16 protein-coding genes are annotated in these 16587 nt (G+C 70.7%); 4 read left to right on the top strand and 12 right to left on the bottom strand.

Annotated elements, in window-relative coordinates:
- Positions 1-406 precede the first annotated feature (406 nt).
- From OHA34_RS31495 to OHA34_RS31465, 7 genes are all read right to left on the bottom strand, one after another.
- Positions 407-1495, bottom strand: coding sequence for a CU044_5270 family protein (locus OHA34_RS31495; RefSeq protein WP_329519737.1), 1089 nt, complete (start codon positions 1493-1495; stop codon positions 407-409).
- Positions 1495-2091 (bottom strand): RNA polymerase sigma factor, encoded by a 597-nt coding sequence (locus OHA34_RS31490; protein WP_285937718.1) that lies wholly within the window; start codon positions 2089-2091, stop codon positions 1495-1497. Before OHA34_RS31490 ends, OHA34_RS31495 begins: the two co-directional genes overlap by 1 nt.
- A 694-nt stretch (positions 2092-2785) precedes the next feature.
- Positions 2786-3526, bottom strand: coding sequence for a class I SAM-dependent methyltransferase (locus OHA34_RS31485; RefSeq protein WP_329519736.1), 741 nt, complete (start codon positions 3524-3526; stop codon positions 2786-2788).
- Positions 3527-3601: 75 nt separating this feature from the next.
- Complete coding sequence (locus OHA34_RS31480) at positions 3602-3799, bottom strand: hypothetical protein (protein ID WP_285937720.1); 198 nt, start codon at positions 3797-3799, stop codon at positions 3602-3604.
- 88 nt (positions 3800-3887) lie between these two features.
- The gene (locus OHA34_RS31475) at positions 3888-4100 is read right to left on the bottom strand and encodes a DUF397 domain-containing protein (RefSeq protein ID WP_432763015.1); all 213 of its coding nucleotides are present in this window, start codon (positions 4098-4100) and stop codon (positions 3888-3890) included.
- A 39-nt stretch (positions 4101-4139) separates the two neighbouring features.
- Complete coding sequence (locus OHA34_RS31470; protein ID WP_285937721.1) at positions 4140-4331, bottom strand: DUF397 domain-containing protein; 192 nt, start codon at positions 4329-4331, stop codon at positions 4140-4142.
- Positions 4331-5143: a helix-turn-helix domain-containing protein gene (locus OHA34_RS31465; protein ID WP_285937722.1), complete on the bottom strand. Its 813-nt coding sequence runs from the start codon at positions 5141-5143 to the stop codon at positions 4331-4333. The genes OHA34_RS31470 and OHA34_RS31465 overlap by 1 nt, the downstream gene beginning before the upstream one ends.
- 252 nt (positions 5144-5395) lie before the next feature.
- On the opposite strand from OHA34_RS31465, the gene OHA34_RS31460 reads away from it, so the two are divergent.
- The 4 genes from OHA34_RS31460 (at position 5396) to OHA34_RS31445 (ending at position 8928) form a co-directional block, all read left to right on the top strand.
- Complete coding sequence (locus OHA34_RS31460; protein ID WP_285937723.1) at positions 5396-5824, top strand: ATP-binding protein; 429 nt, start codon at positions 5396-5398, stop codon at positions 5822-5824.
- A gap of 55 nt (positions 5825-5879) precedes the next feature.
- Entirely contained in the window at positions 5880-7049 is a 1170-nt protein-coding gene (locus OHA34_RS31455) for a sensor histidine kinase (protein ID WP_329519735.1), read from the top strand.
- Between the two features lie 117 nt (positions 7050-7166).
- Complete coding sequence (locus OHA34_RS31450) at positions 7167-7751, top strand: RNA polymerase sigma factor (RefSeq protein ID WP_329519734.1); 585 nt, start codon at positions 7167-7169, stop codon at positions 7749-7751.
- On the top strand, positions 7744-8928 hold the full coding sequence (locus OHA34_RS31445; protein ID WP_329519733.1) for a CU044_5270 family protein: 1185 nt from the start codon (positions 7744-7746) through the stop codon (positions 8926-8928). Before OHA34_RS31450 ends, OHA34_RS31445 begins: the two co-directional genes overlap by 8 nt.
- 68 nt (positions 8929-8996) lie before the next feature.
- Here OHA34_RS31445 and OHA34_RS31440 read toward each other — a convergent pair whose 3' ends face one another.
- The 5 genes from OHA34_RS31440 to OHA34_RS31420 are packed head-to-tail and all read right to left on the bottom strand — an operon-like array spanning position 8997 to position 16552.
- Positions 8997-10235 carry an enolase C-terminal domain-like protein gene (locus OHA34_RS31440; protein ID WP_329519732.1) on the bottom strand — a complete coding sequence of 413 codons (1239 nt, stop codon included), beginning with the start codon at positions 10233-10235 and terminating at the stop codon, positions 8997-8999.
- 13 nt (positions 10236-10248) lie between these two features.
- Positions 10249-13452 carry a glycoside hydrolase family 38 C-terminal domain-containing protein gene (locus OHA34_RS31435; protein WP_329519731.1) on the bottom strand — a complete coding sequence of 1068 codons (3204 nt, stop codon included), beginning with the start codon at positions 13450-13452 and terminating at the stop codon, positions 10249-10251.
- Between the two features lie 31 nt (positions 13453-13483).
- Entirely contained in the window at positions 13484-14317 is an 834-nt protein-coding gene (locus tag OHA34_RS31430) for a carbohydrate ABC transporter permease (protein WP_285937728.1), read from the bottom strand.
- Positions 14317-15267 (bottom strand): carbohydrate ABC transporter permease, encoded by a 951-nt coding sequence (locus tag OHA34_RS31425; RefSeq protein ID WP_329519730.1) that lies wholly within the window; start codon positions 15265-15267, stop codon positions 14317-14319. The genes OHA34_RS31430 and OHA34_RS31425 overlap by 1 nt, the downstream gene beginning before the upstream one ends.
- Before the next feature lie 7 nt (positions 15268-15274).
- Positions 15275-16552 (bottom strand): ABC transporter substrate-binding protein, encoded by a 1278-nt coding sequence (locus tag OHA34_RS31420; RefSeq protein WP_329519729.1) that lies wholly within the window; start codon positions 16550-16552, stop codon positions 15275-15277.
- Positions 16553-16587: the final 35 nt, after the last annotated feature.

Raw genomic sequence — 16587 nt, 5'->3', positions numbered from 1 at the left:
ATCCTGCTCCTTTTGCGGGACATGCCTCAGCCCACGTCCCCGGTGGCGGACTCACCCGTGCGGGGGATCTGGTCGACTCTGTGAGGGGAGTCGGGCGAGTCGCTGGACCGGCAGCATCGTGGATCGCCTGGGCACCGCTCATGGCCGCCGCGACCATCTCCTACCAGCGCCGTCGGCGCTGTCTGCGGGCTGAGCTCGAGCCGGCCGGCCACCCGGTGTCAAGAGACGTGCACTCCGGTTGACGGAGCGGACGGGCGACGAAGGCTCGTGCCGGGCAGCGTCCCACGACGGCACCGGAACAGACTCGCGACCCGGCCGGAGCTCATCGAGGCGGGGATGAGCACGAGCGTGCCCCTGGTGATCGAGTCATCTCGATCACCAGGGGCACGCCGCCGTTCGCTGGGGATCAGGGGTGGGAGTTCGTCCAGCCGGCCTCGATCACGGAGGACGAGGTCTGGATCTCCCCGGTCTTGATACCCGTCCCGTGGAGGCCGTCGCCGTTGTTCAGCGCGACGCTGTAACTCGTCAGCGCCCGCCCGGCGGCCGGGTCGACGATCAACCGCGTCTCGACGGCCTCGGCGTCGCGGCTGACCTTCAGCGCGACGGCCGTGCCCTTGCGGCCGAGCGGGTCGGTGAGCTCACCGAGGGTCCGGACGGAGGGCAGCTCCGCGATCATCCGGAACGCCGCCGCCCGCACCCTGGGGGGTGCCGGGGCCTCTGACACCAGGCCCGTCCCGAGCTCGAACACCTTCTCGTCGCCGGCCTTGTAGCCAAGGAGGCGGTTCAGTGCCTCCCGCAGCCGGACCGGGTCGGTGGGCAGGTCGGCGATCTGCTGGAACGTGACTTTCTTGCCGTCAAAGTTGACGAACGAGTAGTTGAGGTCTCCCGTCTCGATCTTGCGGCGGCCGGGCTTGAGCATCGTCGTGCAGTCGCCGTCACCCGGCGCGGGCATGAGGAAGTCCGGGCACTTGAGGCGCTTCCAGGCGTCCTCGTCGGCCTTGATCACCGGCTCCATCCCGAGGTTGGTCGTCGCGCTCCAGTCCTTCCTTTCGGGGTTCGGCGAGGCCCAGTACTCGAGTTGTTTCCGCTCGTACATCCGGAACCGGGGCGGCCCGTCGTCGCTGGTGGCCAGACTGCCCAACAAGAACTTGGAGTTCGTGACGGTGTGCCAGTAGCGGCCGGTGGTCTCGGGCTGCCGCTGCGCCTTCTCGGCGGCACTGAGCAGGACGGTACGGGCGGACATGCCGTCCTGCGGGCCGTCGCCGGGGTCCCCGCCCAGCAGGGTGATGCCGACCGCCGCCGCGACGCCGCCCGCGAGCAGGGCGCCGAGAACGGGACGGCGATAGGACCGCCGGGGCCGCCGCCGGGGCCGCCGCCGCGGTGCTTCGGCGCCGGTCGCCAGCGCGCCCAGCCGGGCGCGGATGGACTCCTCCACCGCGGCCGGCATCGGCGGCGTGCCGGCCCGCCACTCCTTGATCATTTTGAGGTCGTTCATCACATCTGCTCCTTCACCGGGTCCGTCTCACCGAGCGCCGCGCGCGCCTTGCGCCGCGCCCGGTGCAGCCGCGAGCGCACCGTGCCGACCTTCAGGTCCAGCGCCGCCGCGACCTCCTCGTAGGTCAGGTCGCCCCACGCGACCAGCAGCAGCACGTCGCGGTCACCACGTGACAGCTTTCTCAGCGCGCCCGCCAGGCGGCGCTCCTCGACCTGCGCGGCGACCCGGGTGACCACGACGTCGGCCATCGGCTCGGGCAGCGGGTCCAGCCCGGTGCGCTGGAACGTGCGGTAGTAGCGCTCCTCGGCGCGCCGGTGGCGGGCGATCAGGTTCGTCGCGATGCCATAGAGCCAGGGCCGCGCCATCGACCGCGTCCGGTCATAGGAGGAACGACCGCGGAAGGCGATGAAGAACGTCTCGGCGACGATGTCCTCAGCGGCGTGGCCTCCCAGCCGCCGGGCGGCATAGTCGTAGATCCGGCGGCCGTGCCGGTCGAACAGCGCCGAGAACCATTCCGGCTCCTCGAGCGACAGCGTGATCAGTTCCGCGTCGTCAAGCTCCTGAGCCCTGCCGGGATCGATCGCCGCGGCCGTCATGGGAGCTCTCTCTGCGAACGCGTCATGGCATCCCTTCAGCCGGAGGTAGGTCACTCACGCTGGTTGTTCTCAAAAACCCACGGATGGGTTCACGCGAAGCCGCGGCGACCGCCCCGACACGGCCGCGCCGATCGCCTCCACGCTGGGTACGCCGCAGCCGCTGGAAGCTGCTCGTGCCTCAGCTCGGCGGGTTCTCCATCCTGCTGGACGCGTCCGGCCCACGATCATCGCAGGTGGGGCGGTGGCGGCAGTCTTCCCCCGGCCCTGTGAAGGCGGTGGCCGGGCGCGGCACTTGGGTCGTGGGCGTCTTCGACGCGAAGCCGGATGAGATGCGGGGATTCGTTCAGCACGGGACGGCCATACCGGCCCCTCCCCCGCCCGGCGTGACCGCCCTCAGCTCACGCAGGGCCCCGCACATTGATGCCGCGTGCGTCATTGACGTGTTAGATCTGGATCCTGGGCATCTCATGCCCGTGATTCGGAATCCATGGAGATCAGCCGATTACAAGATCAACGTTGCCTGACAAGGCACTAGATCAAACGTGTGATCTCGTGCGCGTCGCATGCGCCTGACGGGGGTAAGAGCCTCGACAGCTTCGCGCTAATCTGGAGCCGTGCCATAAATTCGACACAATCAGCTAATCTGAACGCCGCAGACTCGATGGTAAACATTCACGTCTCGGTGCGGCGGTGTTTACGGCTTGTGGGTTATCCAGAGCATTTCTGCTGGCCAGTGGTGTGCCCAGTCGGGCGGGTCGGTTTCGTTGTAGCCGTTAAGTGTTCCGGGTTCGGGCCGCGGCTCGATAAGGTCGTCGATGACGAGCCCCGCGCCGCGCAGGGTCTTGATCCAGTCGCCGTAGGTGAGTTGATAGCTGGCCGCGCCGTGCTCTTCGGCGATGGTGTTCAGCCCGAAGTAGTCGTGGTTCAGCGTAGTGGTCACGCGGCGGGCGTCGTCGTCGTAGCAGGCTTCGAACCATGGGCTGGCGGCGTTGAACACCAGGCGCCCGCCGCGGCGCAGGACGCGTGCGGCCTGCGGGACGGCCAGGTGCGGGGGCGCCCAGCTAAGCCCGCCATGGTCGCAGAACACCAGGTCGAAGCTGCCGGCGGCGAACGGGAGCAGTTCGGCGGCGCCTTGCACCAGCGGGTAGCGGGCGGCTCCCATCGCGCGGGCTGCTGCGGCGAGTTGGGCTTCGGACAGGTCGAGCCCGACCACGGTGGCGCCCTCGGCGGCGAGCGACCTGGACCACTGGCCGGCGCCGCAGCCGAGTTCGAGGACGCGCTTGCCGGTAACGTCGCCCAGGGCGTGCAGGTGCGCGTCGGGGATGGCGTACATGCCCCACAGCCGGGGCGCGGCGCCGATCTGCGGGTCGTGCTCGTGCTGGTAGGCGCGACTGATCTGGTTCCAGTACTGCCGGTTGGCGGGGATGCTGTCCACATGCCGACTCCAGCACTTCCTGCCGGGGGCGGTCAACACGATTAGGGCACGGGCCGAGATCATTGCCGTCGTGGATCACACCGCGCACGTATATTCCGGCGAGCAATCCAGCGGATGCGCGATGTCGGGCACGGGCTGTCCCTGCGCCGACATCAGCACCACGATCGCCCGCCGCAGCTGCACCGGATCTTTGGCCGTCCGCCCGATCCGCTGCAACCGCCGGCCCCCGGCCATCGACACAGGACAGACGAACACCTCCGGGAGACGCCCCACCACAGCACCTCCGAGTCTCGACTCGAAAGCAGCCTGGGCCGCATCCACCTAAAGACCAATTACCCGAAGAACGTTTCTGGACGAGGCACTAGCGAAGGTCTAGCTCGCCGAACTTGATCCGGCCGACGATCGAGGCCAGGTCGCGCCTGGCGACCGACAGGTGGGGGCCCGAGGGGTTCTTGCTGTCACGGATACCCACAGCCGCATCCAGGTCCGCCAACTCGACGCACTCCGTGGTGCCGCCACCACCGCTGTAGCTGCTCTTGCGCCATCGGGGGGCAGGAACGTCCATCACGACCATGTCCTCTCCATCCACATCCACACCAGAGCCACTCCCCTGCTAGCGGATCTCCAGCTCGCCGGACTTGACCCGTCCAACGAGCGCGGCCAGATCGCGTCTGGCGACCGACAGGTGCGGACCCGAGGGGTTCCTACTGTCACGGATGCCCACAGCCGCGTCCAGATCCGCAAGCTCGACGCACTCCGTGGTGCCGCCGCTTCCACTGTGGCTGCTCTTCCGCCAGATGGTCACTACTTCTCACCCATCTTCGCTATGTGCTCGCGGGTCTGGTCTTCGCTCCAGGCCCGTGCCGCGATCCGTTCGAATCGTACTGCCACGCCAGCCACCTCTGTCTGGTCGTCGATGACCCGGCCGACGTCGAGCGCCGTGCCGGAGAATGCGGCCAGTCGGCGATTGGGCAGTTCGAAGCACCAAAATGACCCGTCCACCCCGATGTTCGGCGTGGCGCTCAACGGAAGCATGCGAATGGATACGTTCGGCAGGCGCTCCAGCTCCAGGAGCCGGTTGTACTGCTCCCGCATTACTTCGGGAGGACCCATGGGCCGGAGGGCCATCTCGTCCAGCACCAGCCAGATCTCGGGGTCACCGTCGAGGATCCGCGCCTGGATCTCCATCCGTTTCGCGACAGCGGATTCGACATCGTCGATCAGCCTGGCCGCGTAGCCCGCTCCCAGCAGCCCCCGGGCGTAGTCCTCGGTCTGGAACGGGAGCGGGATCAGGTTGTTGGAGAAGATCCGCAGGACGGACGCCTGGATCTGGTAGCGCAAGAGTCGCGCCGGCCAGTTCAGGTCCGGGCCCCACTTCGCGTAGACGAGCATGATCGAGAACAGCCCGCCGATATTCCATGCCTCATCGAGCGATTCGCACTGCTTTTCGTCGAGTTGTTTCGTCCCCGCCTCGTACTTGGAAATTTGGCTGTAGGTACAGCCGATGATCTCGCCCACCTGAGTCTGGGTCATGCGGTGCCGCATTCGAAGAAACCGCAGGTAGTAGGCCATGAACGCGTAGAGCGAAGTCTTCGGTTCCGGCGACTTTCTGACCATGATCGATCAACCTCCGCTGTCCCGTGGTTTTTCCAAATGTGCTGGCAAACGTGACAAGCGTAGGGCGCTGGACCGAGCCTGTGACGCGGAACACAGCAATTGATCCGGCGGCGGGCCCTTCTCTCCCTCCGGCGGAGGAGACCCGAAGAGGGCGGAACTCATGAATGTGAATAGGTCTCGGTTCGGCGAATTCCCCTGGATCAGGATAAATCTGGCGGGTGTTCGCGCCTGCGCGGTTCGGTGGGACGGGCGGTGAGCGGCGTCCAGGTGGCGCAGGGGGCGGTGCTGCGCAGCTTTCTGGCGTCGCCCGCCTCGGTGATCGAGGCGCGGCGGATCGTGGAGGCGACCGCCTTGAAGTGGGGCTGCACGCCGGACACCGCGCACAGCGCCGCGCTCCTGATCTCGGAGATGGTGACCAACGCCCTCACGGCGGCGCCGTACGAGCGGCTCGACCTCCGCGTCTTCCGCGTCGCCGGCGGGCTGGCGCTGGAACTGTGGGACCCCTCGCCGGACCTGCCCGTCCCGCGTGTCCCCGACTTCGAGGCGCCGGGCGTCTTCGATCCGGACGCGGACGATCCCGGCGGGTGGGGTCTCGGCATCATCGGGAGCCTCGCGGAGACGTCGGGATGCCGGCCGGAGCGCGGCGGCAAGGTCGTCTACGCCGTCCTCCGCACGCCGTAGCGCCTCCGGGCGCGGAGCCCGCTGACCGTCCGCCGGCGAAAGTAGGCTGATCGGCATGATTCCGGCCCCGCAGCCCATCGACCGGTCCCAGTTGCGGCGGCTCCACCTCGGGTACTCCGCGCTCTGGCTGGTCTTCGGCCTGGTCCCGCCGGGCATCGCCCTGCTGGCGGACCGTCCGGCCGCGACGAGGTACTGGTCGTTGGCGCTGCTGGCCGTGCTCGGAACCTGTTACGCGGTCCTCCGGTTCTTCCCCCGCAACCCCGTCCTGCGCCCGCAGGTCTTCCTCGCGGTGCTCGCGCTCGGGCTGGGCGCCCAGTCGTACCTGCTGAACGGGGGCGCCGCGATGTTCATCATCTCCCTGCCCCAGTTCTGGATCTTCGCGGGCGGGCCGCGGCGGGCGATCGCCCTGAGCGGCGCCGCCGCGGCGGTCACCTTCGCCGGCGGAATCGCCAGCGACGAGTTCTCCGCCGGAAACGCCGTCTTCACCTGCATCGGGTACGTCGCGGGCGTCCTGGTCGGCCTTCTGATGCACTGGTACATCCGGCAGAGCGACGAGCGCGCCCGCCGCCTGGGCGCGGAGCTGGAGAAGACCCAGCGGCAGCTCGCCGAGGCCAACCGCCGCGAGGGCGCCGCGCAGGAGCGCGAACGGTTCGCGCGGGAGATCCACGACACCCTCGCGCAGGGCTTCGCGTCCATCATCGTGCTGGCCGAGGCGGCTCGCGCGGGCATCGGCGCGGGCTCCGGCAAGAGCGCCCAGCAACTGCTCTCGATCGAACGAACGGCCCGCGAGAACCTCGCGGAGGCACGGGTCCTGGTCGGCTCGGCCCCGCAGGTCGTGCAGGGCTCGGTCGCCCAGGCCCTGCGCCGCACCCTGGACCGGTTCGCCGAGGACACCGGGCTCACCGTCGGCGCCGAGCTCCCCGACGTCGAGTGCGACCAGCAGACCCGGATCGCGCTCCTGCGCTGCGCCCAGGAGTCGCTGGCCAACGTGCGCAAGCACGCCGCCGCCTCGACCGTCGGCGTCGTCCTCGCCCGGGAGCCGCACGGCATCGAGCTGGAGATCACCGACGACGGCCGCGGCTTCGTCGTCGGCGCGTCCCGCGGCTTCGGCCTCGACGGCATGCGCAAGCGCCTGGCCGAACTCGGCGGCGAGCTCACCGTCACCAGCTCCGCCGGCGACGGCACCCGCGTCCTCGCCGTGATCCCCACGAACGACCAGGTGTGACGCGCGGCCTCGCGGAAACTCCGGCGCGGGGCGCAACCCTGGGGCGGGCTTCGGGAGAGAGGTGGATGTCAGCACCTTGGATCTGAAGGAAGCACCCATGAAGGGACACACCCATCCATGGCAACGGCCAGAGTGGTGAGCCTTCCCAGGGAGGACCTGGACGACGCGTCGATCGTCGCGGCCTCCCTGGAGGACCCCGAGGCGTTCGGGGAGCTGTTCCGCCGGCATTCGCCGCGCCTGCACGCCTACCTCAAGCGGCGGCTCGGGCCTCCCCTGGCCGATGACCTCGTGTCGGAGGCGTTCGCGATCGCGTTCCGGCGGCGGGACACCTTCGACGGGCGCTCGGAGTTCGGCGCGTGGTTGTGGGGCATCGCCAGCAACCTGATCGCCAGGCACCACCGGCAGGAGTCCCGGATGTACCGGGCGTTCGCCCGGACCGGAGTGGACCCCGCCGAGGACGGCCTCGCCGACGCCGCCAGTGAGCGCGCGTCGGCGGCGGCGCTCGGACCCGCGCTCGCCAAGGCGCTCGCCGGGCTGAGCGCCAAGGACCGGAACGCGCTGCTGCTCTTCGCCTGGGGCGAGTTCTCGTACGCCGAGATCGCGACGGCGCTGAACCTGCCGCTCGGCACCGTCAAGGCCAAGATCCACCGCACCCGGGCCAAGCTCCGCAAGGCCCTTCCCGAGGAGAAGAACGATGGATGAACTCGACGCCCTGCGGGGGATGCGGACCACGCTGGCCGAGCAGGAGAACCCCGACCGGCTCGCCCTGCGCACCAACTGGCGGCGGCCCGCGCCCGCGCGGCGGTCCCGGCGCGGCCTCAAGATCTCGATGGTGAGCCTGGCGGCGACGGCCGCCGTGGTCGGCGGGTCGGTGGCCGCCATCTCCATGACCTCGGACGGGAAGCCGTCCACCGGTGAGACGCCGGTGCTGGGCAACGCGCTGCTGGTGGCCGCCACGAACGCGCAGAAGGCGCCGGACGGCGCGTACTGGCACACCAGGTACGTCCATGGGGAGATCAACGCGGTCGGCAAGACCAGGGCGAAGCACTACAAGGTGGATGCCCAGCAGCGGTACGAGGCCTGGATCGACAAGAGCGGCAGGTGGAGCGGCGCCATGGAGGACTTCGGCCGCCCGCTGACCGCCGATGACAGGCGCAAGTGGGAGGCGGCCGGGTCCCCCAAGGAGGTGGCCATCCCGGTCGACGGGCAGGAGGGCGTCGTGTTCATGAACCCGATGACCCCGCCGAAGAAGCCCACCGGCCTGCGGGCGGAGACCGGCCGAGAGTACTTCGGGCTGACGCCGCAGCAGGTGGTCGCGCTGCCGACCGAGGCCAAGGCGCTGGAGGACTACCTGCTGGATCTCAAGGGCGACTGGCGCGTGGTCTCCACGGAGTCGAAGCCCGAGCCGATGCGGGCCCTGAAGGGCGCCGAGCGCAACCGGGCGCTGAGCGACGTGGCCGGCTCGCTGCTCGGCCAGGCGCCCGCCCCGCCGAAGGTGCGGGCGGCGGCGTTCCGGATGCTCGCCACCCTGCCCGGCATCAAGACCGGGGGCAGGGCGACCGACCCGCTCGGCCGCACCGGAACGATGATCTCCCTCCCGGTGGGATCGACCACGCCCCTCGGCCTCTACACCGCGCCCAAGCAACTCGGCACCTACCGGCGGGAGTGGATCATCAATCCCGCCAACGGGTCCCTACTGGCCATCCAGGACATGGTGGTGAAGCCGCCGCACGGCTCCAAGAAGCTCCGCCCCGGGGACGACGGCAAGCCGGACAGCCTGGAGGTCAAGGACCAGCCCGACCGGTTCCACAAGCCCGGTGAACTGGTCGGCTACGACGCGTACGAGGTCGCGGAGTGGACGGACAAGGGACCGAACTGACCCGTCCGCCATCCGGTACCGGAGGCCGGCCCCGCAGGTGCGGGGCCGGCCTCCGGCGTCAGGCGGCGTCAGCCGATGGGCGCCAGCGGTGACTCCGCGTCGGCCCAGCGCTCGTTCGGGACGATCGGGTACCAGCCGGGACGGCCCGGGTCCCGGTCGTAGGGGTAGCCGCCGAGCTCTTCGTACAGCTCGGCGTACTCGGCGAGCTTCCCGCGGTCGAGGGTGACGCCCAGGCCGGGGCCGGACGGGACGGCGATGCGGCCGTCCTCGTACGGCAGGGGCCCGCCCTCGATCACGTCGTCCGCCAGGTGGTGGTAGTGCGCGTCGGCGGAGTAGGTGAGGTTGGGCAGGACCGCGCCGAGGTGCAGCATGGTCGCGAGCTGGATGCCCAGCTCGCCGGACGAGTGCACGGCCACGCCGAGCTGGAACGTCTCGCAGACCCCGGCCGCCTTCACGCACGCCCGGATCCCGCCCCAGAACGTGGTGTCGAGCAGGACCACGTCGGCGGCGCGGCGCAGCACGTTGGCGGCGAGCTGCTCGAAGTTGACCACGACGGTGTTGGTGGCGAGCGGGACGTTGACGCGCTCCCGGATCGCGCGCAGCCCCTCCAGCCCGAGGACGGGGTCCTCCAGGTAGTCGTTGTCGAGGTCCTCGATCGCCTTCCCGAAGCGCAGCCCCTCGTCCAGGCTGAGCACCGCGTTCGGGTCGTAGCGGAGCCGGTCGCCGGGGAACGCGGCGGCGAGCGCCCGGTAGCACTCCAGCTCGTGCTCGGGCGGGAACACCCCGCCCTTGAGCTTGTGCACGGTGAACCCGTGCCGCCGCTTGAGCGCGCGGGCGTGCTCGACGAGCTGCTCGGGCGTGCGCACCTCCGGCACCGTCCCGCCGGGGCCGGGCGGGCGGAAGAACAGGTAGGACGCGAACGGGACGCTGTCGCGGATCCGCCCGCCGAGCAGGTCGTGCACGGGCACGCCGAGGTGCTTGCCGATCAGGTCCAGGCAGGCGAACTCGATCGCGGCGAGCATCTGGGTGCGGTTGTTGTAGAGGCTGGCGGTCGGGTTGGCGATCTTGAAGCGGAGCGCCTCCAGCTCGAACGGGTCGTGCCCCTCCAGGTAGGGGGCCAGCGCCTGGAACGCCGCCTCGGAGCCCTCCCCGCCGCCGCCCATCTCGCCGAGGCCGACCAGCCCGTTGTCGGCCTCGACCTCCACGATCGTCCGGACGAACCGGCCCCAGTGCGCGCCGTTGCTGTGCAGCAGCGGCGCCTCCAGGGGCACGGCGACCGTGGTGGCCCGGATACCGGTGATCTTCATGGTGTGTTCGTCCTCAGCGCTGGATGGTGACGGCGGCGATCCCGCGGGCGGGCAGCCGCACCGTGATGGTCCCGTCCCGGACCGGCAGGTCGCGCGCGTCCCGCTCCAGGCCCGCGGTGACGGTGGCGGTCACCGCGCCGGGCACCCGGAGCCCGGTCTCCACCGGGCCGGCGGCGAGCGACTGGAGCCGGACGACCAGGCCGTCCTTGCCGTGCCGGGGACGTCCGACCGAGGTGATCAGCACGTCCGGGTCGTCGACCGTGAGGAACCTCCCCGCCATCTCGACGGGCTCGCCCGGGGCCAGCGGCTCGGCCGTGCGCACGCCGCCCCCGGCCCCGCCGCTCCCGGCCGCCCCGTCCCCGGCCGCTCCGCCGGTCGCCAGGGTCGCCACGAACGGATCGGTGAGCCCGGCCGCCGTCGCCGCGCCGAGGCGATGCCCCGGCCGCCCGCCGGGACCCGACGCGATCGCGTAGCGGAACGTCGTCTCGCCCTGCTGCTGGGACGGGAAGTTGGTGTCCCAGATGTTGTTGAGCGCCCACGAGTAGACGGTGCCGTCCTCGTTCTCCAGCGTGGGCGGGAACGGCGCGTACGGCATGTGGATGGAGCCGAACTGGACGAGCGGGGCCTCCAGCGTCGCCCACGCCACGGTCAGCTCCGGGTCCTCGAACGCGACCCAGTGCCGGATCGGGCGCATGTGCTCGGCCGAGCCCGGCACGCTCGGCACGCCGGTACCGCCGACGCCGCCGGTCAGCTCCCACGCGGCGGGCGGCCCGTCCACCGCGAACGGGAAGGCGAAGAACACCGCCTCCTTGCCCGCGGTCGGCTGCTTGCCGAGCTGGTAGCGCAGGTCCAGGCGGGGCACGCCGGCGTACAGGTCGAGGGTCACCCGCAGCCAGTCGACGCCCTTGCCGCGCAGCTCCACCACCAGCCGCTCCCCCGCCGGGGTGCGCTCGCAGCGCGCGACGGTGGCGTGCGTGCCGATGGCGCGGTCGCCGAGCAGGGTGGTGTCGTGGACGAGCATGTGCCCGGACAGATGGTTGTGGTGCGGCGCCGTCGCGTACCGGTCGTAGACGTACTGCCCGAACCCGGCGACGGCGTCGCCGTTCACCAGCTCGCGCCCGGCGGTCTTGTCGAACACCGAGGCGAGGTGGCCCTCCTTCAGGTCGAACACGACGCGGTAGAACTCGTTCTCGATCGTCCCGTCCGAGCCGAGGTCGGTGGGCGCGGGCGCGGGGGTGTCCTCGTCCGCGGGGAGGACGTCGAGCCGGGTGTAGCCGTGGCCGGCCAGGGCGGGCAGGACCGCGTCCAGGTGCCGGCCGATCGGGCGGGTCGGCCACACGTCCGGGTCGACCTCCTCCTCCCGGTGCGGGACGGGGTCGCCCGTGCGCGCGTCGATCAGCTGGATCGGCACATCGGAGGCGACCACGTCGCGCGGCAGAAAGGCCCGCACGACGTCGGTGCGGGCGGCCGTGCCCGGGTTGACCACGACGAACGAGGCCAGCGCGTCCGGATCGGAGCAGGGCTCGAACGTCGCGCCGAGCCGCTGGGCGCCCGACTGGAGCAGGTCGAGGGCGTCGTCGTGGGCCTGGTAGCCGACCTGCGACTTGCGGGTCCACTGGAGGCCGCCGGAGTCGCCGCCCTCCTCCGCGTCCTCCCAGGGGTTGGCGGCGCCCCAGGTGTGCTCGTCGAACAGCGCGGCCCGGTCGTAGGCCGCGTCGAGCGCGGCCTCGGCGCCGCCGCCCTCGCCGCCGCGGCCGTCGGCCAGGGCGTGCAGGGTCTCGGCGGACCGCAGGATGTTCTGCGCGCGGCGGACGTGGCCGAGCGGCCGGGCGCCGGAGCCGAGCCCGTCGGCCCACCAGTCGGTCCAGTCGCCCTCGTGGGTCTGGAGCCGGTCGGCGTGGTGCTCCTCGACGTGCTCGAAGAACTCGGCGTTGGTGGCCGTCCGCAGCCGCGGGTAGGCCCAGGTCCGGTTCCAGCGCAGCGCGATGTCGGCGGGCACGATCGACGGTCCGGCATTGTCGGCGTGCGCGCCCTGCACCCGCAGGTGGACGGCGTCCAGCACGTCGGGGTCCTTGGCGGCGCCGACCTGCCCGGGGGCCGCGTACCAGCCGAACGTGCCCGGCCCGTACGGGTAGGGGCGGTCGGCGAGCGACCCGAGGTAGCGGGGCAGCAGGTCCTCGGCGAGGTCGTAGCCGTCGACGAGGCCGACGGTGTTGCCCTCCATGTAGGCCATGCCGTGCGGGGTGTCGGTGAACCACACGATCAGCTCGCCGCCGCCGGGCGAGCGCCAGCGGAACGGGCGGCCGAGCTTGTCGCCGCCGGTGATGTAGGGCACCGACCGTCCGGCCCAGTTGTGCGCGGCGGCCAGGTACCGCACCCCGGCGGCGTTGAGCGCGTCGACCACGCCGACGACCGCGCCCGGGATGTCGGTGTGCATCGCCGAGCGGACCTCGATGCCGTGCCGGCGCCGCAGGTCGTCGACGAAGCGGAGCTGCCGGTACAGCTCCTCGGTCGAGCACGCCTCGGTGTGCAGCTGCATCGGGAACGCGGTGACCTCGATGTCGCCCGCGCGGGCCCGCTCGGCGAACTCGCCGACCAGCTCGCGGGGACGGGTCGCCAGCCATTGCAGCGCGGGCATCGACGACTCCACCGACCAGCGGAACCGCGCGTCGTCCGGCCGCCCGTCGGTCTCCCGGGCCAGCCGCAGCGCGGCATCAAGGTAGTCGAGGTGGTGCCGCAGGACGGTGCCCTGCGTGTCGGTGTAGCCGATGTCGAGGTGCGAGTGGTGGACGACGAAGACGCTCCACTTGCGCTGCGGGGTGACCTCCAGCGGCGCGGCGCCGACGAGGCCGTCGCCGTCGCGCACCTCCAGGGTGAACCGGCGCGGGCCGTCCACCTCGGGGACCAGCAGCGTGACGGTGCGTCCGGCGCCCGCCGCGGCGTCCGGGCCAGCCGGGACCGTGCCGGAGGCGACGGGCTCGCCGTCGCCGTCCCGCAGGGCCAGGTCCAGGCCGGCCGCCCCGTCGCCCGTCACGGTGATCCGGACGGCCTGGGCCAGGTCCCCGGCCGCGTCCCGCTTGAACAGCGGCAGGACGGCGGCGCGGACCGCGAGCCCGCGCACCGCGAGCACCTCGGTGGAGGTGTCGCGGCGCAGGGCGTCGCGGATCCCGTCATAGTCGGGCGAGCCGAGGCTCGCCTGCAACAGACGACTCGTCATCTGAGGCCGTCTCCCCCTTCTCGAATGATCGTCAGAACTGCGCGAGCGTGAGCCCGCGGGTGAACAGCCGCTGGGTCGCCAGGAACAGCACCACCGTCGGCAGCGAGACCACCAGCCCGGCGGCCAGCGCGATCGGCACGGGCGTCCCGGCGTACACGTCGGTGGTGAGCGCGGACAGCTCCGCCCACACCGGCCGGACGGTCTCGGTCTGCGACAGCGTCAGCCCGAACAGCAGGTCGTTCCAGACGTAGGTGAACTCCAGGATGAACACCGCGGCGAGGGCCGAGGCCGACAGCGGCACGTAGATCCGCCAGAAGATGCGGAAGGTGGACGCGCCGTCCATCCGGGCCGCCTCGTAGATCGAGACGGCCATGTTGCCGAAGAAGTTGCGCATCACCAGCGCGGCCAGCGGCACGTTGATCGCCGTGTAGACCAGGATCAGGCCGAGCCGGTTGTCGTACAGCGACACCTTGCTGTAGCCGATGAACAGCGGGACCAGCAGCATCTGGAACGGCACCACGGTGCCCGCGAAGATCACCACGAACCAGGCGAAGCCGTGCCTGAGCCGCAGCACCACGATCGCGTACCCGGCCAGCGCGCCCACCAGCACCGCCAGCAGCGGCGCGACCACCGCGTACAGCGCCGTGCTGAACAGCGTCTGCCCGACGGCGGTCCGCTCCCACGCCTCGGAGATGTTGTCGAACAGCCCCATCGAGGTCGGCGGCCGTACCGCGTCGGTCGCGTCGTACTCGGTCGCCGGGCGGACCGCGTTCGCGACGATCAGGTAGGTGGGGAACAGCCACGCCAGCCCCAGCACGACCAGCACGCCGCGGCGCACCGTCCCGTTCAGCCTCCGCGCGCGCATCAGCCCTCCTCCCGGCCGGCCTGGCGGCGCAGGTAGACGTAGGACGCCAGGCCCGTGATGGTGGTCAGCAGCACCGCGACCGCCGAGCCGTAGCCGTAGTCGTCGGCCGCGAACACGTCGCGGTACATCGTCACCGCGAGGGTCTCGGAGGTGCGGCCGGGCCCGCCCTGGGTCATCACCCAGACGATGTCGAAGGTCTTCAGGCTCGCCACCAGGGCCAGCCCGAACACCACGGTGGTGAGGGGGCGCATCAACGGCCAGATGACGTGCCGGAACATCCGCCAGCCGGACGCCCCGTCGATCCGGGCGGCCTCGATCGGCGCCCGCGGGATCGACTGGAGTCCGACCACGAACAGCAGCATGTTCACGCCGAGCTGCTGCCACGCCCACACCACGATCATCGCGATCGTGTTGCGCGGGCCGTCCTGGAGGAACTCGGTGTCCCCGCCGGGCATCCCGAAGAAGGTCAGCACCTGGTTGGCCATGCCGTCCGGCTGGAGGATGAAGCCCCAGATCAGGCCGAGCCCCGCGCCGGACATCGCGTACGGCAGCAGGAACGGCAGCCGGAACCAGCCGCCGCCCTTGAGGTCGTAGGACAGGACCGCGACGAGCAGGCCGAGGCCGACCGGCAGGACGGTCGTGCCCACCACCCACAGCAGCGTGTTGCGGATCGAGGTCAGCAGCGCCTCGTCGTGGAACATCCGGACGTAGTTGTCGAGCCCGGTGAACTCCGCCGAGCCGAGCCCGTCGTAGGTGGTCAGGCTCAGGTACGCCGTCCAGACGAACGGCAGGTAGAGCAGGACCGCGACGAACACCACGGCCGGCGAGATGTACAGGTAGCGGAGGCGTCCGAACAGCGCGAAGCGGCCCGGCCGGCCGGGGCCGCCGGGGCTCGCCGCGGCCCCGGCGGCGGCCACCGCGCGGTCCGGGAGGACCGTGGGGGTCGTCATGCGCCGCTCAGCTTCCGGCCTTGTGCGACTTCCAGTACTCCGCGTTCACCTTCTGGATGTCCTGGAGCACCTTCATGTAGGTGTCGGGCTTGCCGAGGAACCCGTCGAACCCGCTCAGCGCCTCGGTGAGCACCGGCGGCGGCGCGGCCTCGAAGTAGCGCGGGACGAGCCGGTTCCTCTCCTCCTTCGCCGCCTCCTTGGTGACGCGGTCGAGCTCGGGGTCGGCGACCTTCACCCGCGGATTGCCGGACACGTCGCCGCGCGTGTTGGCCCACTTCTCCTGCGCGGCGGGGGTGACCCACCAGTTGAGGAACTTGGTGCTGGCGGCGGTGTCGGGGGCCTTGCGCAGCGAGCAGAGCGGCCCGCTCTCGAAGACCAGCGAGGTCTTCGGCAGCGCCGGGTTAGCGTTCGGGACGAAGAAGAACCCGTAGTCCTCGCCCTGCTTGAGCCCGCGCTGGGTCATGGAGGTGTTGAACCAGGTGCCGTTCAGGACCATGGCGGCCTTGCCGGACTTGAAGTGGTCGGCCGGGTCGGCCTTGTCGCCGGGGGTGTTGAAGTACCCGGCCTGGATCATCGACTTCCAGCGCTCCATCGCCGCGACGACGCCCGGGTCGGTGTAGGACGCCTGCCCGGTGGAGAGCCGGTCGTACAGGTCGGGGTCGGTGCCGGCCAGGATCTGCTCGAACCAGGCGAAGGAGAACAGCGAGGTCGGCGAGGTGTGGTGGAAGGGCACCTGGCCCTTGGCCTTCAGCGTGTCGGCGATCTTGATCAGACCGTCCCAGCTGGTGGGCGGCTTGAGGCCGTACTTCGCGAAGATCTTCTTGTTGTAGAACATGCCCCAGTAGGCGGTGTTCAGCGGGACGCAGTACTGCTTGCCGCCGACGGTGTAGTACTTCTGGAGGCTCGGCGACAGGTCGCCGTTCTTGACGCCCTCCGCCCAGATCGCCGAGGTGTCCGACACCTGCTTCTGGTCGACGATCTCCTTGAGCCGTCCCCCGGTGGACCAGGTGAACAGGTCCGGCTTGACCTTGGTGCGGAACGAGGTCTTGATGAAGGCCGTGTACGTCGGCTCGTCGGTGTAGCCCACCGGCGTGACGCCGAGCCCGGTCTGCTGCTTGGACAGGACGCCCATCTGCTGGAAGAAGGGCTTCCAGGCGCCCTTGTCGTTGTACAGCCTGAGCTCGGACTTCTTCCCGCCCGAGTCGCCGCCGGACCCGCAGCCTGTGGCGATGAGCAGCGCGCCCATGGTGAGTGCGGTCACCCGCATTGGCTTCGACGACAACATGTGGGCCTCCTTGTCGGGGGGGTGGGTGCCCAGAG

The organism is Spirillospora sp. NBC_01491 (assembly GCF_036227065.1).
Lineage (GTDB): Bacteria > Actinomycetota > Actinomycetes > Streptosporangiales > Streptosporangiaceae > Spirillospora > Spirillospora xylanilytica.
Note: the sequence above shows the minus strand (reverse complement) of the source record. Positions and strands in the feature narration are given on the sequence as shown.